Origin of the sequence: Ensifer sp. NPDC090286 (assembly GCF_044769565.1) — a bacterium.
Taxonomy (GTDB): domain Bacteria; phylum Pseudomonadota; class Alphaproteobacteria; order Rhizobiales; family Rhizobiaceae; genus Ensifer.
Genome location: NZ_JBIVYF010000002.1, coordinates 734,523 through 757,582, shown reverse-complemented (window position 1 = coordinate 757,582; position 23,060 = coordinate 734,523). Strand labels below are relative to the sequence as shown.

The window sequence follows — 23,060 nt, the reverse complement described above, 5'->3', positions numbered from 1 at the left end:
CGCATTACGTCCTCGTTTCGGACAGAAGCGGCAGTTCCTTGGCAAAGTCGTCGATATCCGCCCAGGGATCGCCGAAAGTATCCAGAAGTCCAGGCAGCGAAGAATAGTTCAAATCCTCCGGAGCGTCGATAGTCTCCAGATCCGCCCACTGAAGCGGCGCCGAAGCCGGCAGATTGGTGCGTGCCCGCAGCGAATAGGGAGCCGCCGCCGTGTGGCTGCGGGCATTGCGATGGAAGTCGATGAAGATCCGCTTGACGCGGTTTTCCTTGCCCATCGTCGTGGTGAAAGTCTGGGGCGCGGTCGCCGCCAAGCGGCTGGCAATCGCGCTCGTCGCCTGGTGTGTCTTCTTCCAGTCCAACTTCGGTTTGACCGGCACCACGACGTGGATGCCGCTGCCGCCAGACGTCTTGACGAAGGGAACGAGGCCGAGCGCTTCGAGCTCGCCGCGAATATGGACCGCCGCCTCGACCACGTCGCGCCACGAGATCCCCTCGCCCGGATCGAGATCGAAGACGACGCGATCGGGTTTCTCCAGCCGCGCGCGCCGCGAACCCCAGCTGTGAAGCTCGATCACCCCGAACTGGGCGAGCGCCAGATAACCCTTCGTGCCCTCGATCGAGAGGAAGGACTTGCTCTCGCCCTCGGAATTGGTCGCGTTGAAACTGACGATCGAAGGTGGCATGCCGGTGAAGGGATGGCGCTGGAAGAAGCAATCGGCCTGCTTTCCCGTCGGGCAGCGGAAAAGCGACACCGGGCGGCCGAGGATATGAGGCAGCATGAAATCGCCGACCAGCGCATAGTAAACGGCAATATCGAGTTTGGTCGGTCCGGATCTTCCGAAGACCCGGCGGTCGGCATTGGTCACCTGGATCGTCGCCAGGTCGGCGTCGGTGATCAGGCGCTTGCGCGGCGCCGTCGCCGGGGCCGATAGCTCGACATCGCGAAGCCCCTTGAACACCGCGTGGCGCAGCACGTTGTCGGTCGTGCGGTTGGAGTAGTGGATGCGGGCCGATAGCACCGGCCGCACCCAGAGGATTTCCTTGGGCGCGCCATCGAGCGCAGTTTCGCCACCGCGCAGGGCTTCCAGCCGCGCGAGCAACTGCTTGGCTGTCGCCGCATCGAAGCCGGTCCCGACCTTGCCGCGGTAGTGCAGCTCTCCGTCCACCCACTCCCCAAGCGCCAGCGCCGCAAGGCCTTCGGCCGCCTCCGATACGGTGTAGCCCGCAATCACGAAGTCTTCGCTTTTGAGCGCTTTCGTCTTGGTCCAGGTCTGGGTGCGTCCGCTGCGGTAGGGTGCGGAGGCACGCTTTGAGACGATCCCTTCCAGCCCAAGCTCGGCCGCCTGATCGTAGAGCCCGCGCCCATCGCCCTTCACGTGGTCGCTGAACTGAATGGCTGAACGGCTCGATATCTGCCCTTGAAGCAGTTGCGCCAGCAGAGCTTTGCGCTTTTCCAGCGGAGCTTCGGCAAGGTTCCAGCCGTCGAGATGGAGGATGTCGAAGGCATAGAAGACGAGCTTGCCATCCGTCCCGGACGATAAAGCCTCCTGCAACAGCGAGAAGCGGCTGATGCCCTTGTCGTCGAGAGCGACGATCTCGCCATCGATCATCGCCTCCAGACAGGGCAACTTGCCGAATGCGTCCGGCAGATCGCCGTAGCGCTTCGTCCAGTCGAGCCCGCTGCGTGTGATCAGCCGCACTGAGCCATCCGAGATATCCGCCATCGTGCGATAACCGTCGAACTTGATCTCGTGCAACCAGATCTGTTTTTCCGGTGGCCCTCCAGGTGACTTCGGGGTCGGGCTGGCCAGTTGCGGCTCGATCCGCTGCGGCTTCGGACCTTTCACGGCGCCCGTCAGCGAACCGGGCTTGGGGACGGCCAGCTTTGCCGCTTTCGTCGGTTTATTCGGCGGCTCGACCAACTCTTCGATCCGCCGCCCGCTTTTCACGCTCTCCGGACGCGCCGTCAGAATGTCGACATCGGGATCGGCGGCGAGATCATGCTCCTTGAACAGCAGCCAGTTGCGCTTGTCGTCGTCGCCCGGTTTCGGCTTCAGCCGCGTCAGCATCCAGCCGCCATTGAGCTTCTCGCCGGCGAGACGAAACTTGAACGCGCCCGTTCTCAGGCTTTTCTCGATATCGTCCATCGGCGCCCAGACGCCGGTGTCCCAAACGATCATCGGCCCGCCGCCATACTCGCCTTCCGGGATCACACCCTCGAAGTCGATGTAGTCGAGCGGATGATCTTCGGTCTCGACGGCCAGCCGCTTGTCGGCGGGGTTGAGCGAGGGGCCTCTGGGGACCGCCCAGCTTTTGAGCACGTCGCCCACCTGCAATCTCAGATCATAGTGGTCGGCAGTGGCGTGGTGCTTGTGCACGACGAAACGATTGCCCTGCGCGCCGGTTTTTCCGGCAGGCTCCGGCGTTCGGGAAAAGTCCCGCTTCGCACGATAGGTCGTGAGTTTCGACGTCGCCATGCGGCAAAGCTAGAACGTGTTCGCAAAGGTCGCAATATCCGTCACGGCAAGGACGCGCGGCCCGGAAATTTCGGAAAACAATTGCTTTCGCAACTCGGTGCGCCTAGAAATTCGATGAATTTGGAAAGCTGCCATGATCGAAAAGCAAAAGACCCCACGCTCGCGCGGCCGCCCCCAGGTCCGGCCGGACGACGAGACGCGCCAGGTGATCGTCCTGTCTGCCGAACGGCAGTTCTGCGACCTCGGCTACGAGGCGGCGAACATCAATATCATCGCCCAGAACGCCGGTGTTTCCACCAAGACGCTCTATCGGCTGTTTCCGACCAAGGCCGATCTGTTCGAGCGCGTCATCTCCCTCAGGATCGCCGAGTTCGTGCTGGAAGCCGACGAAGAGAACCTGGAAGATCTGGGCGTGAGGGGTGGCCTGGTGCACCTGCTTGCCGCCTACGGACATCTCGTGCTCTCGCGCGACACGATCGCGATCATCCGCCTGGTGCTCGCCGAGGCCGAGCGTTTTCCGGAAGTTGCCGCCACCTTTTGGGAACAGGCGATCCAGCGAACGAGTGCCACCTTGGAACGATGGCTGAGGACACAGGTGGCCCAGGGCCGGCTCGCGGTCGCAGACCCGCGTCTGGCCGCGGGCATGCTGCGCGGCATGATGGCGATGGAGCCGCAACGCGCCGTCATGATGGGGTGCCTTGGCACGATCGACGAGGCGACGATCACGGCACGGGCCGAAAGCTGCGCCGACATCTTCCTGACGGGCGCCTTGCCGAGATAAGCCCTTCGCTCCACGGCAAACTTTGGCGATGTCATCCAGCTGTCATCAAGCTGTAACGTGAGGCCGTATAACTCTCCGCGCGGAAGCCCTTCCGCCGGACGCATGAGGCGTCGCGACCAGCCTTCGGCATGGCCTCCTCCCTGCACGTCCGGTGATTGTTATGCGTTTGTCCGCGAAGCTTCCTCTCGCTGCGGCGGCTCTTGCCGCCTTTTCCATTGCCGCCACCAGCCTTGCCAGCCTCACGGTCAGCGGCAATCTCTCGTCACGCGCGGCGGTCGAGAAGCTGGAGGCGCTTGCCGATGCCCGCCGCAACGAGCTTCGCCATTACCTTACCACCGTGGAAAACGACCTGCGCAATCTGCAGGCGCAGAAGTCCGTCGCCAAGGCGCTCAGCGATCTGAATGGTGCGGCTGCCAAGTTCGGCGACAAGACCGAAAGCGAACTGCAGCGCCGCTATCTGGCGGAAAACCCCAACGCCGAAGACAAGCGCGCGCTCTACGGTTCCGCAGGGATCGACGACTACGATACGCTGCATGCGCGCTATCACCCGTTCTTCCGGCGCTTTGCGGAAGCCCACGGCTATCGCGACGTGCTGCTCGCCAATCTCAGCGGTGACGTCGTCTACGCCCTCAACAAGAAGGGCGATTTTGGCGTCAACCTCAAGAACGCTGCCTGGAAGGACACCGGCCTTGGCCGCGTTTTCCGGGAGACGGCCGAGGGAACGGACAAGAGCAAGCTCGCCTTTGCATCCTACGAGGCCTATGCGCCGCTTGGCGGCAGCTCCGCCGCGTTCATCGCCATCCCCCTGGAATCGATCGACGGCAAGATCGGCACGCTGATCCTTGAAATGCCGGACGGGCGCATCGGTGAAATCGTCGGCAACCGCACCGGCCTTGGCGAAACCGGCGAGACGATCCTGCTCGACACCGGCGGGTTCTTCCTCGCCGACAGCGCCGCCACAGCCGACAACGATATGCTGAAGGCCCGGATCGCGGCCGACCAGCCGGCGGAAGACGGCATTATCAGCAGCAGGCTTTCGGATTTCCGTGGCGAGGAGGCCCAGATGGCGGCAACCAGCCTTGATGCATTCGGCACGCGCTGGACCATGGCCGCGGTCATGACCTCGCGGGAGGCCTTTGCTGCTGTTACCGCCTTGCGCAATTGGACGCTCGCGACGGCGCTCGCCGTCCTTGCGGCCGCGCTGGCGATCTCGGTCTGGTATTCGCGCCGCCTGACGCGCCCGATCACCGGTCTCGTCCACGACATGAGCCGGCTCGCCGATGGCGACACGACGATCGATGGTGTCGGAGGCACCCGCAGGGACGAGATCGGCGACATGGCCCGCTCCGTCCTCGTTTTTCGCGACGCCCTTCGCGACCGCGCCCGCCTCGAAACCGAGGCCGCGGAAACGCGAACCATGATCGAAGAGGAACGGCACGGCCGCGAGACGACGCAGGCGGAGGTGTCCCGCCAGATCAACGACGCCGTCGAAATGCTGGCTTCGGGGCTCGAACGCTTGTCCCATGGCGATCTAACGGCTCGCATCGACCGCCCCTTCGGCGCCGGCTTCGATCGCCTGCGCTCGGATTTCAACGTGTCGCTGGAGAGCCTCGCGATCACGCTTGGCGACGTGAAGGCGAGAAGCGCCGAGATCGACGGCGAAACCGGCGAGATGCGCGACGCCATCGGCCAGCTCGCCAAGCGCACCGAACATCAGGCGGCGACGCTGGAAGAGGCGACCGCGGCGCTCGGCGCAATCACCGCCACCATCGGCCGCACCGCCGAGCACGCCACATCGGCAACCGCGATCGCGGCCGCCGCCAAGGCGAGTTCCGACCGTTCGGGTCAGGTGGTGATGAATGCCGTCGGCGCCATGGCCCAGATCGAAAAGGGATCCGTCGCCATTTCGCAGATCATCGGCACGATCAACGACATCGCCTTCCAGACCAACCTCCTGGCGCTGAACGCGGGGGTCGAGGCGGCGCGCGCCGGCGAAGCGGGCAAGGGATTTGCGGTCGTTGCCCATGAGGTTCGCGAACTCGCGCAGAAATCGGCCCAGGCCGCCCGGGAGATCAAGGCGATCATCACGACGTCGGCCGAGGAAGTGGCGAAGGGCGTTTCTCTGGTTCGGGCCGCCGGCGACGCGCTCGACGAGATCTCCGGTCAGATCCACGCGATCAACGAGCAGACGCTGCAGATCGCCGGCGACGCGCGCGACCAGGCGACCGACCTGCAGCACATCAACCAGACCATGTTGTCGCTGGACGCTGTGACCCAAAAGAACAATGCGATGGTCGAGGACAGCACGGCCATGACCCACAGGCTTTCAAGCCAGGCGTCGGGCCTGTTCGATCTCGTCGAGCGCTTCCGCACGGGATCCGACGAAGGTCGATCGGAGACGCGCGCCCTGGAGCCGGTCCACCTTCGCCGCACGGCCTGACCTCCGCCACTCTGGCGGAAGCCATCCATATGCGTACATGCCACCCGCTTTGGCGCGGCGGCCATGGTCTTGACGCTTCACCGAGCGCATTTTACGCCATGGCGGGAGCTCATCGAGCGCGGGGAAATCATGCGGATAGCCAGTCTTGCGATGTATGTCAGCCCTCCGCCGCTCGCGGCGGCAACAGCAACGCTCTGGGCGTTCTTGCGCGACGTCCTGCGGCGCGAGGGCGTGACGGATGTGCCCGACCGCTTGGACGCTGCCCTCCATCATGCCGACGCTTGGCTTCATCCGGCGCTGCTGCTCGCGCAGACCTGCGGTTATCCCTACGTCCGGGACCTGCGCGGCAAGGTTCGCCTCGTCGCGACACCGGTCTACGGGGATCCGGGCTGCGACGGCGCCGACATGTGCAGCTTCATCATCGTGCGGGCAGACGGCCCGGTCCGTTCCCTCGAAGATCTCCGGGGGACACGGGCTGCCATCAACGATCCCGCCAGCAATTCCGGAACAAACCTGTTGCGGGCGACGATCGCGCCCCTCAGCCGAGATGGCCGGTTCTTCTCTTCTGTTGTCGAAACCGGCAGCCATCTGGCGAGCATCGATGCGGTTGCAACAGGCACTGCCGACGTGGCCGCGATCGACTGCGTGACCTATGGCAACACGCAACGGTTCGATCCGGAACGCGTGGCCGGGCTACGGGTCTTGACCACCACCGCAAGAACGCCGGGCCTACCTCTCATCACCCGCGGCGACGCCTCGGACGACGAGCTTTTGTCGCTGCGCGGTTCACTCAGACGGGTAATCACGGAGCCCACCTTGGCTGAGGCGCGCGATGTGCTCTCCCTAAAGGACTTCGCGGTCCTGTCGAATGCGGATTACGAGCCTGTGGCGGAACTCGCGCGGTTCGCACATCGTCTCGGCTATCCCGCGATCGCCTGAACACGCGCAAGCTGCCGGGGTCAGGCGCGTCAGCTTGCCTGTGCCAGCGCCACCGCATCGGCGCCAGCCGGGAAATGCAGTTGGGCGGACACATCGTTTGCCGCCTGCCAGACGACCTCCGCGACGTCGGCCTCGGTCGTCACCAGTGGCGGTGTTGCAAATTGGGCGAAGATTGGCGCTGCGAAATCGGCATAGGCCTCGGGGATCAGGTCCTCGACTCGTACCGCGGTGTTGTGGGCGAAGCGCGTGGTCGGCGCATAACCCGGTTCGACAAGCTTGAGGCGGACATCGAAGCCCGCAAGCTCATGGGCAAGCGAACCGGTAAAGCCGGTGATCGCGGTCTTGCTTGCGGTATAGGCGGCGGCCAGCGGCATGGAAGCAAGTGTTACACTCGAGGTGACGTTGACAATGACGCCGGACCGGCGGGCGCGGAACTGCGGGATCACGGCTTGGGTCATCGCCATTGTGCCGAAGGTGTTGGTGTCGAAGATCTTGCGGATATGAAACATCGGCGTCGCCTCGAAGGCACCCACCACGCCGACGCCGGCATTGTTGACAAGCGCATCGATCGGGCCGCTTTCCGCAATGGCGGCTGAGATGCTGTCGGGGTCGGTGACATCGAGTGCCAGCAGGCGAAGCCGCTGCGCGGGCGGCAGGATGTCGTGTCGGGGCGAGCGCATCGTCGCGATCACGTTCCAGCCTTCGGCATGGAAACGGCGCGCAGTCTCCAGTCCGTAGCCGGAAGAGCAGCCAGTGATCAGTACGGTCTTCATCACGTTTGCCTTCGTGGTTGCGATGGAACCGGAATACCGCGACGATTTCGGATGATCTACGACTTGAAGTCCGGATTACGTTTGCTATCGTCCTGACATGACAGATCCCCTCTCGCAACTCATTCAGCTTCTCCACCCACGCACCGTGTTCACCAAGGGCATCAGCGGCGCCGGCCGCTGGGCGGTTCGCTACTCGGAATTCGGCCATCCGAGTTTTTGCACCGTCATCGCGGGATCGTGCAGGCTGGCAGTCGACGGCGAGGCGCCCGTGACGCTGCAGGCAGGCGATTTCGTTTTGTTGCCGCGCACGCCCGGCTTCACCATGTCGGGCTTTGACCCGGTGCAGCCGACTTTCATCGATCCCAAGGCGGTGCCTTCACCGGTCGGCGAAGTTCGCCATGGCAGGCAGGACGGCGACCCGGACGTGCGCCTGCTCGGCGGCTATTTCGTTCTCGACTCGCCCGACGCCGGACTGCTGGTTTCGCTGCTGCCGGCATTGATGCACCTGCGCGGGATAGACCGGCTTTCGACGCTCGTCCGCCTTGTGGGCGAAGAAGCACGCGACGAACGCCCCGGCCGCGATCTGGTTCTGGCGCGGCTTGTGGAAGTGATGCTCATCGAGGCGCTGCGATCCATCGAAGGGGAGAGCGCTGCACCCGGCCTCTTGCGCGGGCTGGGAGATGCGCGGCTGGCGGCGGCCATTCGCCAGCTCCATGCTGATCCGGCCCGAGACTGGACCGTGGCGGAACTGGCGCACGAGGCCGCACTGTCCCGATCCGTCTTCTTCGAGCGCTTCACCCGCGCCGTCGGGCTGCCACCGATGGAATATCTGCTCGTCTGGCGCATGGCGATCGCCAAGGACCTGTTGCGGCAACGCGAACTGGACCTTGCAGCTGTCGCTGAACGCGTCGGCTACAGCTCGGCAAGCACCTTCAGCACCGCTTTCAGCCGCCACGTCGGGCAGCCGCCAGGGCGCTACGCGCGCTTGGCCGTGGCCGCCCAGTAACGCCGACACGGCTTTTCGTGAGAATTATCTCAAATACAGAAGTCAGCCACATTTACACCCTGCTCTCGGGCCTATAGACGAGCCTTGGGGCCTGTAAACGGACCCTGGGCCAACAGAGAACCGCACCTCATGCTCCGACGCCTGTACGATTGGACAATGTCGCTCGCGACACGGGAGACCGCCATTGTCTGGCTTGGCATCATTGCCTTTGTCGAAAGCTCGATCTTCCCGGTTCCGGCCGATCTTCTCCTGATCCCGATGGCGCTGGCGCGCCCGGAGCGGGCCTGGCGTTATGCGCTCGTGGCAACTGTCTGCTCGGTTCTCGGCGGCATGGCCGGCTGGTATCTCGGCCATTACGCCTTCGACACGCTCGCCAAACCACTGCTCGAATTCTACGGCAAGCTCGACACATTCGAGCACCTGAAGGCCTCGGTCGACAGCGAGATGCTGGCGTTGCTGCTCGTCACCTCGGGCCTGGCGCATCTGCCGCCGATCAAGGTCGTGACCATCCTTTCGGGCGCCGCCAACATCAATCTCGGCCTGTTCATCGTCTCGGCCATCATTGCCCGCGGCGCGCGCTTCTTCCTGCTTGCCTGGCTGCTGCGGCGTTTCGGCGAAGAGATCCGGGACTTCCTCGAAAGACGGCTAGGCGCGCTGGCAGGCGCGGCGGCGACAATCCTGATCTGCCTCTTCGCCGCACACCGCTTTCTCTCCTGACGGATCGCGCCCGGAACTATCTGCGCGGCAACGAGAGGGGCGCAAGCGTCCCGATCGGCCGACCCTTCGCGTCGTTCTCAGCCGCCTTGCGGCAAGCGTAGTCCTGCGCTTCCTGGAGCTTTGCAAGAGCGCCGTCATAGTCGATCGATGTCGGGCGGCCCTCACTGACGACGCAAGCGCCGTCCACATGGACACGCTCGATCGCCCGCTCGGCGGCGCAATGCAGGAGATTGCGCAAGGGGTCGTAGACCGGCTGCATGGCGTGGTGCTTGAGATCGACCACCAGGAAATCCGCCTTCGCGCCGACGGCGATCCGGCCGATGTCGTCACGGCCGAGCGCTCGGGCGCCGGCGGTCGTTGCCGCCTCGAGGATGTCGCCGGTCGAAACGTCGAAGACGGACTTGCCCGAGAGCCGCGCGCAGATCATCGCCTGGCGCATTTCTTCGAGCATGTTGAACGGGTAGCTGTCGGTTCCGAGCGCGACGTTGACGCCGGCGCGACGATAGCGGCCGACCGATTCCAGCGCCATCCCGCTGCGCGAGAAGGTGACCGGGCAATGGGCGACCGTCGTCTGTCGATCGGCGAGCAGGCGCAGATCGATCTCCGTGCGCTGCCGCGTCCAGGAATGGCTGTCGACGAAGATGCAATGGCCGAGGATCAGGTCCTTGCCGAGCAGACCCAGCTTCTCGAGATACTGCACGGCCGTCAGCCCGTGCCGGCGCAAGAGTTCCTCGTGCTCGGTCATGGTCTGGGCGGCGTGGATGGTGATCGGCATGCCGCGCTCACGCGCTGCCGCCACCGCATCCTGCAGCAGTTCCGGCGAGCAGGTTTCGATCTGCGACGGTGCGACGACGCCGCCAAGGCGCCCCGAGGGGTGTGCATTCGCCGTATCGACAACCTCAAGCGCTCGCGCAAAGGCTTCGCGCCCCCGCGCCTTGTCCCAGCGGAAGTCGAGACGATGGCTGTCTTCGACGTGCCATTGCGCTTCGCGGAAACCCGGCGCGACGAAGGCGCGTGCGCCGCTTTTGGCAAGCGTCGGCAGCCAGCTCGCATGCGGGCCGGCAATATCGAGCAGCGTGGTGACACCACTGCGCATCAGGTCGCCGACCATGACCGTCAGCGACGCCTCGATCGCGTCGTCGTCGATTTCCAGAAGGTTGGAGTATTCGTAGAGCGCGTTGCCCCAAAGCGCTGCCGTCCCCATGTCCTCGAAGATGCCCTTGGAGATCGGCTCCTCGCCCGAATGGCAATGCACGTTGACGAAGCCCGGCATGATCATCCGGTCGAGGCCGGAGCTTTCGCTGGCAAAGGGGCCGTCATAGTGGCCGCCGACATGCACGAAGCCCCCGTCGTCATAGGCGACGTCGCCGTCATTGAGATAGACATGGCCATTAAGCTCGCGGTCGAAGGCGACGAGCGTATGCGCTTTGCGGATGACGTGGATCTCTTTAGTCATGCGTGGTCCTGAAATATTGCTCGAGGAAACGGCTGTAAGCCCCCATCAGGGCGCTGAAAACGAAGTATACGACAGCGGCGAAAACATAACCTTCCAGCACTGCGATACCCTGCCATTGCGGGTCGCGCATGGCGGTACGGACGGTGTCGAGGAAGTCGAGCAGGCCGACGATCGTCACCAGCGTCGTATCCTGGAAGAAGCCGATGAACAGGCTGACCAAGGGCGGAATGACCTTCTTCAGCGCCTGCGGCAGCACGATCTTGCGCATGATCTGCCAGTAATGCAGGCCGAGCGAATGGCCGGCCTCGACCTGGCCCTTGGGAACCGCCTGCAGGCCGCCGCGCACGATCTCGGCGATATAGGCGGCGGCAAAGAGGATGATCGCCACCTGCGCCCGAACGAGCTTGTCGATGGTGATGCCGTTGGGCATGAACAGGGGCAACATGACCGTCGCCATGAACAGGATGCTGATCAACGGCACCCCGCGCACGATCTCGATGAAGCCGACGCCGAGGACGCGGATTGCCGGAAGGTTCGACGCACGGGCGAGCGCCAGCGCGATGCCAAGTGGGAGCGCGCAGGCAAGCCCGATGAAGGAGAGCATGAAGGAAAGCGGCAGCCCGCCCCATTGCGTCGTGGGCACGACCGTCAGGCCGAAATAGCCACCCGCCATCAGCACATAGAGCACCGGCAGGACGACGGCGACCCAGGCGATCAGCAGTCCCCGCCCCCAGACCTTCGGCACCATCGAGACGAGGCAGGCGCCGAGAAACAGAAGCATGGCCGTCAGCGGACGCCATTGCTCTTCGAACGGATAAAAGCCGAAGAAGATGTAGCGCATCTTCGCCGACAGGAACGGCCAGCAGGCACCGCTCGTTGCCTTGCACTCCGCAGGCGTGCCGACAAAGGTGGCGTCGACGAAGAGCCAGCCGATCGCGAGCTTGGCGACCGCAAAGACCGTGCCGAGGCAGAGGATGGTGATCAGCGCATTGCCGGGCGTGCCGAAATAGGCACTGAACCAGCGGCTGCGCGCCGCCGGCGGCGCTTCGCGGCTCGGCGCAAGTGCTGCGTTGCTCAAGAGGGTGTCGACCTGTGTCATGGCTCAGCGCTCCCTCAGCGCGACCCGCGCATTGTACCAGTTCATCACCAGCGAGATCAGGATCGACAGACCGAGATAGACGCCCATGAAAATGGCAATGGCTTCAATCGCCTGGCCCGTCTGGTTCATGATCGTGTTCGAGACCATCACCAGATCCGGATAACCGATGGCGATCGCGAGCGAGCTGTTCTTGAACACGGTCAGATAGGTGTTGGTGAGCGGCGGAATGATGATGCGCAGCGCCTGCGGCAGGATCACGAACTTCAGCGTGCGCGCCCGCGACAGGCCAAGTGCCGTCGCCGCCTCCCACTGCCCCTTGCTCACCGCCTGGATGCCGGCGCGAACGATTTCAGCGACATTGGCCGACACGCTGAGCGTCAGGCCGAGCAGAAGCGCCACGAATTCGGGGCGCAGGTGGTAGCCGCCGCTCAGGCGGAAGCGGCCGAGTTCCGGCACGTCCCAAGCAACCGAGATGTTTGCGAAGAGCAGGGTTGCCACCAGCGGCAGCAGAAACGCGATCGCTGCGAAGAGAGCAATCGGCCGCTCCTTGCCGGTGACGATGCGGCGGCGGCCGAGAACGCGCGCGGTGACGAAGGCGGCGGCAACGCCGACGACCAAGGCGGCGGCCAGCGCGGCGAAACCGCTCTGCCAGTGCAGCGCCGGCGTGACCAGACCGCTGTTCGACAGAAACACGCCGGGCAGCATCTCAATCGCCTGCTTGACCGGCGGAAAGACGGAAATGATCAGCGAGTACCAGAGCAGCAGGTAAAGCAGCAGCGGCACGTTGCGCAGCGCTTCCACATAGGCAAGCATCAGCCGCGACAGTACCGGATTGTGCGACAGCCGCCCGATGCCGACCAAGAGGCCAAGAACAGTGCCGAACAGGGCGGCGAGCAGTGAAACCTTGACCGTGTTGGCGATGCCGACGAGGATCGCGCGGCCGATCGTATCCGTCGGCTCATAGGTGATGGCGGATTCGGTAATGACAAATCCGGCCTGGCGGGCCAGGAAGCCGAAACCGGTCGCAATATCCTGCTTGGCAAGATTGGCGCTTGCGGTGCTGAACATCACCCAGGCGACGAGCAGCACGACGCCGACGGCGATCACTTGATAAAGATAGGCGCGAATGCGCGCATCATAAAACAGGGGCATCGGCACCCGTCCCTTGGAGCACAATGATCTCGGGCCGGCACGACCCAAGATCATAACCTGATCGATTTCCATCGTTTATAGTACGGGCGGCATGCCGCGCGCACTCTCCACAGGCCGATTAGGGAGCACCATGTGGAGACGCGGACCCGCGCGAAACGCGCGGGCCCGTCAGTTGTCAACGGAACGGCGGTGCGTAGAGCAGTCCGCCTTCGCTCCAGCGCGTGTTCGGGCCACGCGTCAGGCCAAGTGCGGTCTTGGTGCCGAGGTTACGCTCGAACACTTCGCCGTAGTTCCCGACGCCCTTGATGATGTTGTAGCCCCACTTGTTGTCGAGGTTCAGCATCTTGCCGAGTTCTTCGCTGACGCCGAGCATGCGCTGGATCTCCGGATCCTCGCTCTTGGTCATCTCGTCGACATTGGCTTGGGTGATCCCACGCTCTTCGGCTGCCATCAGCATCCAGGCAGACCAGGAGACGATGTCACGCCAGTTGGAATCGTTCTGGCGAACGGCGGGCGCCAGCGGTTCCTTGGAGATGGTTTCCGGCAGGACAACGTAATCATCCGGGTTGTTGGCAACAGCGCGGATCGAGGCAAGGTCCGAACGGTCGGACGAGATCGCCTCGCAACGGCCGGAGAAGAAGGCGTTGCGGTTTTCGTCCGGGCTTTCGAAGACGACCAGTTCGAACTTGCCGCCGATCGAACGGAAGAAGTCGCTGAGGTTCTGGGCGGTCGTGGTGCCCGGCAGCGTGCAGATCGCCGCGTCGGTCAGTTCCTTGGCGCTGCTGACGCCGAGCGACTTCGGCACCATCAGACCCTGGCCGTCGTAGAAGACGGTCGGACCGAAATCGAGCCCGAGCGAGGTTTCGCGCGAGAAGGTCATGGTCGTCTGGCGCGACAGCATGTCGATCTCGCCGGACTGAAGCGCCTGGAAGCGCGTATTGATGTTGGTGAGGACGAAGTCGACCTTTTCCGGGTCGCCGAATACGGCAGCCGCCACGGCGCGGCAGACGTCGACGTCGAAGCCCTCCATGTGCCCCTTGGCATCGGCCGTCGCAAAGCCCGGCGTGCTCATCGAGACGCCGCAGATCAGCTTGCCGCGGGCCTTGACGGTTTCGAGCGTCGTCGCGGCGTTGGCGGTCGCGGCCACCAGTCCGACGGCAATGCCGGCAACTGTCGCACAGAGCTGCAGAATCCTGCTGTTCATGAATTCCCTCCCATTGGCTGTTCCCTTTCAGGCCTTCTCAGGTCGCACGGTCCTCTCCGCACGCCTCCTCCCGAACCGGCCGGCGCCGCATTGTTTGTCGGCGCCTGCAATTGCATACGACAAGAGAATACAAACATCAACATTATTGTATACAATATTGACGACCATTTGGACGGGCGTTATCGAAGACAGGGGACATGTTCGGCCGGTCTCCGATCGGCCCGTTGAGGGAGGCAACCTTGTCTGAGAAATCTAGCCGCAGCGAAGTGGTCTACAAGCTCTTGCGCCAGGCGATCCTGGAGCAGGCTCTGAGACCCGGAACGAAGCTTTCCGAAGACACGATCGCCGACCATTTCAAGGTCAGCCGCACCAGCGTCCGGGCGGCCTTGGTCCGGCTCAACGCAGAAGGCATCGTCGATTTGCGTGCCAACAAGGGCGCCTGCGTGGCCGAGCCGACATTGGAGGAAGCCCGCGACATCTTCGCGCTGAGGCGCATGCTCGAAGCCGAGGTGATCCGGCGGCTCGTCGCCGATCTCGACGCTGCCGGCGTCAAGCGGCTGCAGCAGCATGTGAAGCAGGAGGAGACTGCACTTTCCGACCATGGACCGCTTTCGATCCGATTGGCCGGCGAATTCCACATCCTGCTTGCCGAACTCACGGGTTCCCAGGCGCTGACGCGTTTCGTCCGCGAGATCGTCTCGCGCTGTTCGCTGATCCTTGCCCGCTTCGCGCGGCTGCATTCGCCGGAATGCGCCGTCGACGAACATGTCCAGATCATCCGTGCCCTGCAATCGCGCGACACCGCCACGGCGGAGCGGATCATGCTCGAACACCTCGACGCGGTCGAGCTTCGCGCCGAACTCGACACCGACAAGACCGAGCCGGACATCTCCGCGATCCTGCAGCGCTACGCCCGCAAGGGCTGACGCTGCGCCCGCCGTTTCCGGCGCAAGCGGTCGCGGATACGACTTTCTTTCGCCGATCTGCGGCACCATCTGTCGCGCGGCAACACACCAGGCGCGGCATCTGCCTCCAATATCTGCAACGTTACCGGTTTCGCCGGGTGGGTCTTGCAAGGGAGGGAGTAAGGCATGCCAATTGAACTGGAATTCATGAGCAAGCAGGTTGCCGCGGGCCGGCTGTCGCGGCGGGAGTTTCTCGGACGCGCCGCAGCACTCGGGATAACCGCCGCCTCGGCGAACCTGCTGCTCGGCCAGGCGGCCCGCGCCGCAGGGCCGGTCAAGGGTGGAACACTCAAGGCGGGCCTCGTCGGCGGGGAATCGACGAACAGCCTGGACCCGGCAACCTGGGCAAGCCAGGTTCCCTATACGCTCGGGCGCTGCTGGGGTGAACAGCTTGTCGAAGTCTCGCCGACGGGCGAGATCGAGTATCGGCTTGCGGAAGCCTACGAGGCGACGCCGGACGCCAAGACCTGGCGCTTCAAGATCCGCAAGGACGTGACTTTCCACAATGGCAAGGAACTGACGCCGGCCGACGTGGTGGCGACGCTCGAGCGTCATGGCGACGCGGACTCCAAGTCTGCGGCCCTTCCCTTCGTTCAGGACTTCGAAACGATCAAGGTCGATGGCGACAGCGTCGTCATCACGTTGCGCGCGCCCAATGCCGACCTTCCCTACATCGTCAGCGATTACCACCTGATGATCCAGCCGAACGGCGGCAAGGACGACCCGACGGCGGGCATCGGCACCGGTCCCTACAAGGTCGTTTCCAACGAACCGGGCGTCAAACACATCGCGGAGCGGCACGAAGGCTATTGGGGCTCGGCCGAGCGCGGCCATGCCGATCAGGTCGAGATCGCTGTCATCAACGATTCGACCGCGCGCACCGCGGCTCTCCAGAGCGGCCAGATCCACATGATCAACCGCATCGAGCCCAAGGTCGTCGCCCTGATCAGCCGCCTTCCGGGCGTCGTCATCCGCAACGTTCCCGGCAAGGGCCATTATGTCTTCATCGCCCATTGCAACACAGCGCCCTTCGACAACAACGACCTGCGCCTGGCACTGAAATATGCCGTCGATCGCGAGGAGATGGTGTCGAAAGTCCTGGCCGGCTACGGCACGGTCGGCAACGACACGCCGATGATCAAGGGCTATCCGCTGTTCGACAACGATATCGAGCAGCGCGTCTTCGATCCGGAGAAGGCAAAGTTCCACTACAAGAAATCCGGCCACAGCGGCTCGGTGCTGCTTCGAACCTCCGATGTCGCCTTCCCCGGCGCCGTCGATGCGGCACAACTGTTCCAGATGAGCGCCGCCAAGTGCGGGATCACCATCGACCTGAAGCGCGAACCGGGCGACGGCTACTGGTCGGACGTCTGGAACAAGCAGCCCTTCAGCATGTCCTATTGGACCGGACGGCCGACGCAGGACCAGGTCTATTCGATCGCCTATCTCTCCAAGGCCGAGTGGAACGACACCCGCTTCTTCCGCGACGATTTCGACAAGCTGATCTTTACTGCGCGTGGTGAACTCGACAACGGCAAGCGCAAGGCGCTCTACCGTCAGGCGGCGATGATGCTGCGCGACGAAGGCGGCGTCATCGTGCCGATGTTCAACAACTACATCGACGCGACCAACGACAAGGTCGGCGGCTGGATCGACGATCCGAACGGCGAACTGATGGGCGGGCACGCACTGACGAAATGCTGGCTCAACGCTTAAGGCCAGCGACGCAAATGACGGGAGGTCGGCAAGCGGCCTCCCGGCCTCAACGACGGTATTTCAAGCGGACGGTATTTCAAGCGGTCGGGCGCAACGATACCGTGCCGTCAGTTGCGCGCTCCACCGCTATGTCGTGGTAGCGGGCAAGCGTCATGTGCGGCGTGCCCTCGGCGGCCGCATGTGCGCCGGTGACGACGACGACATCGGCCCCGGCGGCAAGCCCGGCCAGAATTCCGGCCGGCGCGTCTTCGAACACCAGGCAATCTTCCGCACGCACGCCTAGCCGCTCGGCCGCCATCCGGTAGCCCTGCGGATCGGGCTTGCCGACGGAAACATCCTCGCCGGTGATCATCAGCCGCGGCGTCGGAATGCCGGCAGCGGCAAGACGGCGCACGGCGAGATCCAGCGGCGCGGACGTCACGATCGCCCACCGTTCCGGCGGCAGCGAATTCAGGAAGTCGACCGCACCGGGGATCTCGACGATACCTTCCACGTCGGCGATTTCCGCAAGAGCCAGGTCATAGGCTTCCTTCTCCGGGTCGATGTCCGGCAGCTCGAGATTACGGATCGTATCGACGGCGCGCACGCCATGCACCGTCTTGGTAAACTCGACCGGGTCGAGACCGTTGCGCTCCGCCCAGGCGCCCCAGACACGCTCGACCACGGCCATGGAGTTCAGCAACGTGCCATCCATATCGAACAGCAGGGCAGCAAAATTCTTCGTGAAAACGGATGAAGGCGCGGCGTCCAAGGCAATCCCCTGAGATGATGAGACGGGCGGCAAAGGCTTCGCCCAGCGGAGAAGCCACACCTACTACCGCAGAGCCGCCCGCACAATGCCATTTACGCCACTGATGCTACCGCTCACTCGACGCGCCAGGCCGCCTTGCTCGCCGTCAGGAAATCGATCGGTCCGCCCGGCTGATCGTCGTCGAAGATGGCGCAGGAAAGGATACCGCTGAACACCGCGCCGGAATCGACATTGGTACGGTTTCCGACCGTTCGCGGGTTGGCCGTACTCGGCGTGTGGCCATGACAAAGATGCCGGCCCCAGTATTCGCCGGAATAGTCTTCGGGCGGCCGGATCCAGAGAAAGACCCCGTCGTCCTGCTGTTCCAGCGGCCGCGTGTCGTCGACGCCGGCATGCACGAAGATGCGAAAGCGCTCGACCAGGATCGTGGGCAGTTCCTTGATCCATTTCAAGTGCCGCCCGGGAACCGTGCCGTCGTAGGAGATCAGCGTCTCGCGGCCGCCGTTGACCAGCCACCAGTCGACGTCGCTTTCGCCGCTGCTTGCGCCCCAGAGCATTTCCTCGTGATTGCCCTTGAGGGTCTGCCAGGTCCAGCCGGCCTTCGTCGGGCCGGCCATGATCAACTCGATGACAGCGCGGCTGTCGGGCCCCCGGTCGATCAGGTCGCCGAGAAAGATCACCCGCCCCGTCGGCGCATAGTCTTCGATTTCATCCAGCAGCGCGCGCAGCTGATCGAGGCAGCCGTGAATATCGCCGACGGCGAACGTCAGATGCCGGACGGCCATGCATTCACTCTCCAAATTCCGATAGCGGGCGATGGCCGTGTCGAGGCCGAAAACATCGCCAGATCAAGGCGCTATAACATGCCTTTTGCCGAAAGGATGCAAGATGCCTCGGCCGCGATGCGGACGCGTGCGACAATTGGGAATTCGGATCGTGAGGGCGGAAACCCCGGGCGAGATGGCCGGGAGGTGGCAGCTACGTCACTGACACGCTGATGTCAGCGTCGGGAATGGCCCTTGGCGATGGTCGAACTGGCAATCGACACCGGATCGCTTGCCGGGAAGGTATCCTCGAGCCCCTCGTCGAGCTGTTCTTCCATCGCATCGCGGTCATGCGCCTGGCGCGCGTTTGGCAAAGTTCCGCGGCGCATCCCTGCCTCGCCGCTGGCAAGTGCGACCGCTTCATCGGCAGAAATGGCGGCCTGAAGAATTTCCTTGGCCTTCGCAATCGCGTTCAGCCGGTTGAGGGAGCCGGCCCTGTCCTGGGGACACATCACCGTCACCACCTCGTCGCCGTCGCCTATGAATTCCACCGTGAAACCTGAGCGACCGGCTCTTTCGGCAGTGACCTGCAGGCCGACGATACGCATGGGACCTCTCCTTCCTTGAGTAGTCCCGAGGTCGCGTTAGCGGTCTCGGCCGCGCCGGGACGGAATCGGGACGTCTTTTCAAGGAAGCGCCGAGGCCGGTTTTTGTTCCGGCCACGGGCGAATTTTGAGGTTGCGCTTGGTGCTAAAGGGCGCCCCGACCGCTTAAGGAACGCATGGGGCTTGCCGGCAAGTCGTTGGTCGTATCCGCGGCCTGGAACGTCGATCCGCCGCCCGGCTTCTTCGTGCAGCTCGCAAAGGCATCGAGGCCCTGTTTGTAGACCTTGGTCTCGACATTCATCATGCCGAGCACGGTATGAAACAGGTTGTCGTGGGACTTAGGCTGCGCCGTATCCTTGGCGAGGCACGCCGTGTCGACACCCATTGCCGCCTGGTAAGGCTTCGAGAACCAGGCGACGAACGGTACCTGCGTCTGTTCGCGCGGTGCGATGGAATAGGGCGCCCCGTGCAGATAGATGCCGTTCTCGCCGAGCGACTCGCCGTGATCGGACATGTAGATCATCGCGCCCGCGATCTGGTCCTGATGCTTTTCGAGCAACCGGGCGACACTCGCCACCACATGGTCGGTGTAGAGGATCGTGTTGTCATAGGCGTTGGTGATTTCTTCAACCGAACACTTCATCAGTTCGGGCGTGCGGCAATCGGGCGTGAAGCGCCGGAACTTCTCAGGGTAGCGCAGATAGTAGGACGGTCCGTGGCTGCCGAGCTGATGGAGAACGATCACACTGTTCTTCTTCGTCGCCGAAAGCTTCTTGTCGAGTTCGCCGAGGAAGATCTCGTCCAGGCACTCGCCGTTCTTGCAGAGCGGACTGTTCTTCTGGTCGGTCATGCTGGCGAAATTGATGAGGTCGGCGATGCCCTTGCTGCCGGTGTTGTTGTCCCACCAGGTGGTCGAAACGCCGGCACGCGTCAGCACGTTCATGAGGTTTTCCGTCGAGCGCGCCTTCCAGTCGCTGTACTCGTCGCGCGGGTAGACGGAGAACATGCAGGGCAGCGACGTTGCCGTCGCCGTGCCGCAGCTCGTGGTGTCGGTGTAGTTGACGACGCCAAGCGCTTTCAGTTCCGGATTGGTCTCGCGGCCATAGCCGTTCAGCGAGAAGTTCATCGCGCGCGCTGTTTCGCCGGCCACGACGACGACGACCACCGGCTTGCCGGCCGCGGCAATCCGCGCGCCCTGGCGTGCGTCTGTGCCGAGCGGCTGCACGACGATGTTGCGTTCCTTGTAGGTCGAGGATGCGTAGCGGACCGCCGCCGACACCGGCCCCGTCGGATTGAACCGCTTCATCAGATCCTTGTGTTCGCGGATCACGTAGGCGACGTTTGCAAAGTTCGCGTAGACCAGCCCGCCGCTGACGAGCAGGCAGGGGATGATCACTGCCAGGTTGATCGCGGCATTGGACAGGAAGGGCCGGTAGCGCAACTTGAACCAGATCACCACCAGCGACGGGAGCACCCCGTAAAGCAGCAGGTGCGTCGCCAGACTGCCGGTCAAGATATGGCTGGCTTCGGCCTGCGTCGTTACCGCCGCGTTGCCGATCATGTCCTTATCGATGATGACGCCGAAGGTGTCGATGAAATAGGAGGCGGCCGCCGACACCATGATCAGGAAGATCATCACCGGCTTCATCACATATTTGACGGAGGCGAGTGTCAGGCCTGCGAGGGTCAGCAAACACAGAGCGGCGCTGAAGGACAGGAGCGCCGTGATGGAATCGTCGAAATAGGCGACCGTGTGTGTCCAGAAGGAATTGTTGGTGGCAAGCAGCAGATAGGCGCTGACGAGAGCGCTCAGCGAAATACTGCCGATTTCGGGGCGGCGAATACCTGAAAATCTCAAAACTGTACTCTCCTGCGGCGACTGCAAGAGCGTCTGAGAGGGACGTTGCAGTCACGGCCATTCAATCGAGATGGAGACCGCGTGGCGGCCACCTGCTAGGTTGCAGCCTCCCCCTCAGCTGTTGAGATACGACGGACAAGCTGTCCAAACCCCGTCAAGATTGCTCTTTGTCCCGCCTATGCGCGCGCTGGTAGGTATCGCGCAGGCAGTTGGCAGCCCCGGCGAAAGTCCATATGGTCGGTAGCGGCCCCTGTAATATCGAGACGAATCAATGCGCCTGCTCCTGGTCGAAGACAGTCCGCGACTGGTTGAACTGGTCGGTGAAACCATGCGGGATGCGGGCTGGCGCCTTGATGCGGTTTCAAGCGTGGCCGACGCCGAAACGGCGATCGCGGCGCGCGAGCACGACCTGGTGCTACTCGACCTCGGGCTGCCCGATGGCGACGGGCTGTCGCTGCTTCGCCGTGTCCGCCAGGAGTATCCCGGGTTGCCGGTGCTGATCATCACGGCCAAGGGCTCCGTCGACGAGCGCATTGCCGGGCTCGACGCCGGGGCCGACGACTATCTCGTCAAGCCGTTCCACCACCGGGAACTGCTGTCGCGCTGCCGCGCCATGCTCCGACGCAACCCTCAGGCCGTACAGCCGGTGCTTGAAGCCGGAACGTTGCGCTACGACCCGGCGACCGCCAATCTCACCTGCGACGGCACGGTGGTGCCGTTACCGCCGCGCGAGCGGTCGCTGATCGAGATCCTGATGCGCGAGGTCGGCCGTGTCGTGCCGAAGCGAAAGCTCGAAACGGCCCTTTCTGAATACGGCCAGGAAGTCACGCCCAATGCCCTGGAACTGGCGGTTTCAAGGGTGCGCAAGCGTCTGCAGCCGCTCGAAACCGGCGTGCAGATCGAGACGGTCCGCGGCATCGGCTATCTCCTCAGGCAAGCCCCATGAGGCGCCGAAACCCTTCGCTGATCGGTATCGTCTCGCGCCGCATCGTTGCCTTCTCGCTGCTGGCCATGGCGATCCAGATCGGCGTCGTCTTCGCCGACTACTGGTTCGACGACGACAAACTGAGCGTGCTCATGCTGCAGCAGGAAACCGAAAAGCTGATCGAGTATGTCCATGTGCGCGACGGCGTGGCGCATTACGAGCCCGATCGCGACGCACGCGAACGCTATCTCGACCGATCGGACGACAACGGCACAATTTTCCTACGCATCCGCACCGCGTCCGGAGAGATGATCCATTCGAACTGCACGGCCGAATGTGCGCAGCACTTCCTGCCACTCAATGTCGACGCTCCGCAATTTTGGAAACGCCTGATCGCGCCGGGCAAACCCTTCAGCGTTGCCGGCGGTCAGACCTTCGAACGGGGCGGCCTGGTCGTCCTTGTCGAGCTCGCGATCCTCAACGACCCGAACGGTTTCATGTACGGCGCCCTGCTGCACGAGATGTTCGATTCGATGATCGTGCCGATGACGCTGATGTTCTGCCTGGTGGTCGGGGCGACCATCTGGTCGGTCCGCGGCGCCCTGCGGCCCGTCGCCATGGCCGCCCAGGCCGCCGATGCCCTCGACCCCCGCGACGGCAATGCGCGCCTGCCGCTGACACGAATGCCGCAGGAGATCGCCCCTCTCGTCACCGCCGTCAACCGGATGCTGGCCCGCGTTGCCGATCTCATCCAGTCGCAGAAGCTATTCTCGTCGTCGATCGCCCACGAAATCCGCACCCCGGTGTCGATCGCCAAGATGGAGCTGAGCCGCATCGACGACCCGAGGGCGCGCAACGCGGAGCGCGATCTCGACGCGCTTACCCATATCCTGGAGCAGTTGACCTCGCTCGCCCGCGCCGACGCCGTCGATCCCTCCGCCTACCAGCGCACCAGCCTGTCTCAGATCGGCGCTGCCGTTGCAGAGGCGATCGCACCTTTCGTCTTCGACCACGACAAGTCCCTCGAGTTCGTAGACGAAGGCACGCCGACGGTCACCGCCATCCCGGCGTTGGTCGAAAACATGCTGCGCAACCTCATCGAGAATGCCGTCAAGCATAACCCACCGGGAACCCGCATCGTCCTGACCTGTGGCCCCGGCCCGGTCGTCTCCGTCGAGGATGACGGCAAGGGGATGATCGACCTGCCGGAACACAACGAAGACCTCGGCTTTGTGAAGAGCTCCGGCCAGCTCGGCCTCGGCCTGAAGATCGTTCGGCGCATCAGCGAGTTGCACCAGGCAACGGTCGCTGTCGATACCACGCCCGGCCGCGGCACTCGGTTCTCGATCGATTTTTCCGCCGCCGTGTCGGGCTGACCCGCGCGCGTCTGCAGCGCACATTTTTTAGGCGCGATGCATATATTTCAATCCAGC

General features: G+C 63.6%; 19 protein-coding genes. 9 read left to right on the top strand and 10 right to left on the bottom strand.

Annotated features, from left to right (window positions below; genetic code table 11):
• Positions 1-4: 4 nt before the first annotated feature.
• Entirely contained in the window at positions 5-2,476 is a 2,472-nt protein-coding gene (gene ligD / locus ACIQUG_RS13635) for a DNA ligase D (protein ID WP_402322285.1), read from the bottom strand.
• A gap of 133 nt (positions 2,477-2,609) precedes the next feature.
• On the opposite strand from ligD, the gene ACIQUG_RS13630 reads away from it, so the two are divergent.
• The 3 genes from ACIQUG_RS13630 (at position 2,610) to ACIQUG_RS13620 (ending at position 6,636) form a co-directional block, all read left to right on the top strand.
• Positions 2,610-3,257, top strand: coding sequence for a TetR/AcrR family transcriptional regulator (locus tag ACIQUG_RS13630; RefSeq protein WP_402322282.1), 648 nt, complete (start codon positions 2,610-2,612; stop codon positions 3,255-3,257).
• Between the two features lie 160 nt (positions 3,258-3,417).
• Complete coding sequence (locus ACIQUG_RS13625; RefSeq protein ID WP_402322279.1) at positions 3,418-5,697, top strand: methyl-accepting chemotaxis protein; 2,280 nt, start codon at positions 3,418-3,420, stop codon at positions 5,695-5,697.
• 129 nt (positions 5,698-5,826) lie between these two features.
• Entirely contained in the window at positions 5,827-6,636 is an 810-nt protein-coding gene (locus ACIQUG_RS13620) for a phosphate/phosphite/phosphonate ABC transporter substrate-binding protein (protein WP_402323031.1), read from the top strand.
• A 29-nt stretch (positions 6,637-6,665) separates the two neighbouring features.
• Here the strand turns inward: ACIQUG_RS13620 and ACIQUG_RS13615 are convergent, their stop codons facing one another.
• Positions 6,666-7,409, bottom strand: coding sequence for an SDR family oxidoreductase (locus ACIQUG_RS13615; protein ID WP_402322276.1), 744 nt, complete (start codon positions 7,407-7,409; stop codon positions 6,666-6,668).
• A 97-nt stretch (positions 7,410-7,506) separates the two neighbouring features.
• Here ACIQUG_RS13615 and ACIQUG_RS13610 point away from each other — a divergent pair, with 97 nt between their 5' ends.
• Both ACIQUG_RS13610 and ACIQUG_RS13605 read left to right on the top strand, forming a co-directional pair.
• Positions 7,507-8,415, top strand: coding sequence for an AraC family transcriptional regulator (locus ACIQUG_RS13610; protein ID WP_402322273.1), 909 nt, complete (start codon positions 7,507-7,509; stop codon positions 8,413-8,415).
• A gap of 129 nt (positions 8,416-8,544) precedes the next feature.
• A complete protein-coding gene (locus ACIQUG_RS13605; RefSeq protein WP_402322270.1) occupies positions 8,545-9,132 on the top strand; it encodes a YqaA family protein in 588 nt (195 codons plus the stop codon).
• Positions 9,133-9,148: 16 nt separating this feature from the next.
• Here the strand turns inward: ACIQUG_RS13605 and ACIQUG_RS13600 are convergent, their stop codons facing one another.
• The 4 genes from ACIQUG_RS13600 to ACIQUG_RS13585 all read right to left on the bottom strand — a co-directional run bounded on the left by ACIQUG_RS13600 (position 9,149) and on the right by ACIQUG_RS13585 (position 14,043).
• The gene (locus ACIQUG_RS13600) at positions 9,149-10,588 is read right to left on the bottom strand and encodes an amidohydrolase family protein (protein WP_402322267.1); all 1,440 of its coding nucleotides are present in this window, start codon (positions 10,586-10,588) and stop codon (positions 9,149-9,151) included.
• A complete protein-coding gene (locus ACIQUG_RS13595) occupies positions 10,581-11,687 on the bottom strand; it encodes an amino acid ABC transporter permease (protein WP_402322264.1) in 1,107 nt (368 codons plus the stop codon). Before ACIQUG_RS13595 ends, ACIQUG_RS13600 begins: the two co-directional genes overlap by 8 nt.
• Positions 11,688-11,690: 3 nt before the next feature.
• Positions 11,691-12,839: an amino acid ABC transporter permease gene (locus ACIQUG_RS13590; RefSeq protein ID WP_402322261.1), complete on the bottom strand. Its 1,149-nt coding sequence runs from the start codon at positions 12,837-12,839 to the stop codon at positions 11,691-11,693.
• A 175-nt stretch (positions 12,840-13,014) separates the two neighbouring features.
• The gene (locus ACIQUG_RS13585; protein WP_402322259.1) at positions 13,015-14,043 is read right to left on the bottom strand and encodes an amino acid ABC transporter substrate-binding protein; all 1,029 of its coding nucleotides are present in this window, start codon (positions 14,041-14,043) and stop codon (positions 13,015-13,017) included.
• Between the two features lie 239 nt (positions 14,044-14,282).
• Here ACIQUG_RS13585 and ACIQUG_RS13580 point away from each other — a divergent pair, with 239 nt between their 5' ends.
• Positions 14,283-14,969, top strand: a complete 687-nt coding sequence (locus ACIQUG_RS13580; protein ID WP_043613592.1) for a GntR family transcriptional regulator — start codon at positions 14,283-14,285, stop codon at positions 14,967-14,969.
• A gap of 165 nt (positions 14,970-15,134) precedes the next feature.
• Complete coding sequence (locus tag ACIQUG_RS13575) at positions 15,135-16,724, top strand: ABC transporter substrate-binding protein (RefSeq protein ID WP_402322256.1); 1,590 nt, start codon at positions 15,135-15,137, stop codon at positions 16,722-16,724.
• A gap of 76 nt (positions 16,725-16,800) precedes the next feature.
• On the opposite strand, the gene ACIQUG_RS13570 is transcribed toward ACIQUG_RS13575, so the two are convergent.
• The 4 genes from ACIQUG_RS13570 to ACIQUG_RS13555 form a co-directional block, all read right to left on the bottom strand.
• Positions 16,801-17,475 carry an HAD family hydrolase gene (locus ACIQUG_RS13570; RefSeq protein ID WP_402322254.1) on the bottom strand — a complete coding sequence of 225 codons (675 nt, stop codon included), beginning with the start codon at positions 17,473-17,475 and terminating at the stop codon, positions 16,801-16,803.
• 113 nt (positions 17,476-17,588) lie between these two features.
• Complete coding sequence (locus ACIQUG_RS13565; protein WP_402322251.1) at positions 17,589-18,260, bottom strand: metallophosphoesterase family protein; 672 nt, start codon at positions 18,258-18,260, stop codon at positions 17,589-17,591.
• A 215-nt stretch (positions 18,261-18,475) separates the two neighbouring features.
• Positions 18,476-18,847 (bottom strand): hypothetical protein, encoded by a 372-nt coding sequence (locus ACIQUG_RS13560; protein WP_402322249.1) that lies wholly within the window; start codon positions 18,845-18,847, stop codon positions 18,476-18,478.
• A gap of 142 nt (positions 18,848-18,989) precedes the next feature.
• Positions 18,990-20,702 (bottom strand): phosphoethanolamine transferase, encoded by a 1,713-nt coding sequence (locus tag ACIQUG_RS13555; RefSeq protein ID WP_402322248.1) that lies wholly within the window; start codon positions 20,700-20,702, stop codon positions 18,990-18,992.
• Positions 20,703-20,973: 271 nt separating this feature from the next.
• On the opposite strand from ACIQUG_RS13555, the gene ACIQUG_RS13550 reads away from it, so the two are divergent.
• Positions 20,974-21,648 (top strand): response regulator transcription factor, encoded by a 675-nt coding sequence (locus ACIQUG_RS13550; RefSeq protein WP_043613363.1) that lies wholly within the window; start codon positions 20,974-20,976, stop codon positions 21,646-21,648.
• The gene (locus tag ACIQUG_RS13545; protein WP_402322243.1) at positions 21,645-23,003 is read left to right on the top strand and encodes a sensor histidine kinase; all 1,359 of its coding nucleotides are present in this window, start codon (positions 21,645-21,647) and stop codon (positions 23,001-23,003) included. Before ACIQUG_RS13550 ends, ACIQUG_RS13545 begins: the two co-directional genes overlap by 4 nt.
• Positions 23,004-23,060: the final 57 nt, after the last annotated feature.

Excerpts from the sequence above, each read along its gene's own strand:
- ligD (WP_402322285.1), bottom strand. The coding sequence starts at position 2,476 with ATGGCGACGTCGAAACTCACGACCTATCGTGCGAAGCGGGACTTTTCC.
- ACIQUG_RS13630 (WP_402322282.1), top strand. The coding sequence starts at position 2,610 with ATGATCGAAAAGCAAAAGACCCCACGCTCGCGCGGCCGCCCCCAGGTC.
- ACIQUG_RS13625 (WP_402322279.1), top strand. The coding sequence starts at position 3,418 with ATGCGTTTGTCCGCGAAGCTTCCTCTCGCTGCGGCGGCTCTTGCCGCC.
- ACIQUG_RS13620 (WP_402323031.1), top strand. The coding sequence starts at position 5,827 with ATGCGGATAGCCAGTCTTGCGATGTATGTCAGCCCTCCGCCGCTCGCG.
- ACIQUG_RS13615 (WP_402322276.1), bottom strand. The coding sequence starts at position 7,409 with ATGAAGACCGTACTGATCACTGGCTGCTCTTCCGGCTACGGACTGGAG.
- ACIQUG_RS13610 (WP_402322273.1), top strand. The coding sequence starts at position 7,507 with ATGACAGATCCCCTCTCGCAACTCATTCAGCTTCTCCACCCACGCACC.
- ACIQUG_RS13605 (WP_402322270.1), top strand. The coding sequence starts at position 8,545 with ATGCTCCGACGCCTGTACGATTGGACAATGTCGCTCGCGACACGGGAG.
- ACIQUG_RS13600 (WP_402322267.1), bottom strand. The coding sequence starts at position 10,588 with ATGACTAAAGAGATCCACGTCATCCGCAAAGCGCATACGCTCGTCGCC.
- ACIQUG_RS13595 (WP_402322264.1), bottom strand. The coding sequence starts at position 11,687 with ATGACACAGGTCGACACCCTCTTGAGCAACGCAGCACTTGCGCCGAGC.
- ACIQUG_RS13590 (WP_402322261.1), bottom strand. The coding sequence starts at position 12,839 with ATGCCCCTGTTTTATGATGCGCGCATTCGCGCCTATCTTTATCAAGTG.
- ACIQUG_RS13585 (WP_402322259.1), bottom strand. The coding sequence starts at position 14,043 with ATGAACAGCAGGATTCTGCAGCTCTGTGCGACAGTTGCCGGCATTGCC.
- ACIQUG_RS13575 (WP_402322256.1), top strand. The coding sequence starts at position 15,135 with ATGCCAATTGAACTGGAATTCATGAGCAAGCAGGTTGCCGCGGGCCGG.
- ACIQUG_RS13565 (WP_402322251.1), bottom strand. The coding sequence starts at position 18,260 with ATGGCCGTCCGGCATCTGACGTTCGCCGTCGGCGATATTCACGGCTGC.
- ACIQUG_RS13560 (WP_402322249.1), bottom strand. The coding sequence starts at position 18,847 with ATGCGTATCGTCGGCCTGCAGGTCACTGCCGAAAGAGCCGGTCGCTCA.
- ACIQUG_RS13550 (WP_043613363.1), top strand. The coding sequence starts at position 20,974 with ATGCGCCTGCTCCTGGTCGAAGACAGTCCGCGACTGGTTGAACTGGTC.
- ACIQUG_RS13545 (WP_402322243.1), top strand. The coding sequence starts at position 21,645 with ATGAGGCGCCGAAACCCTTCGCTGATCGGTATCGTCTCGCGCCGCATC.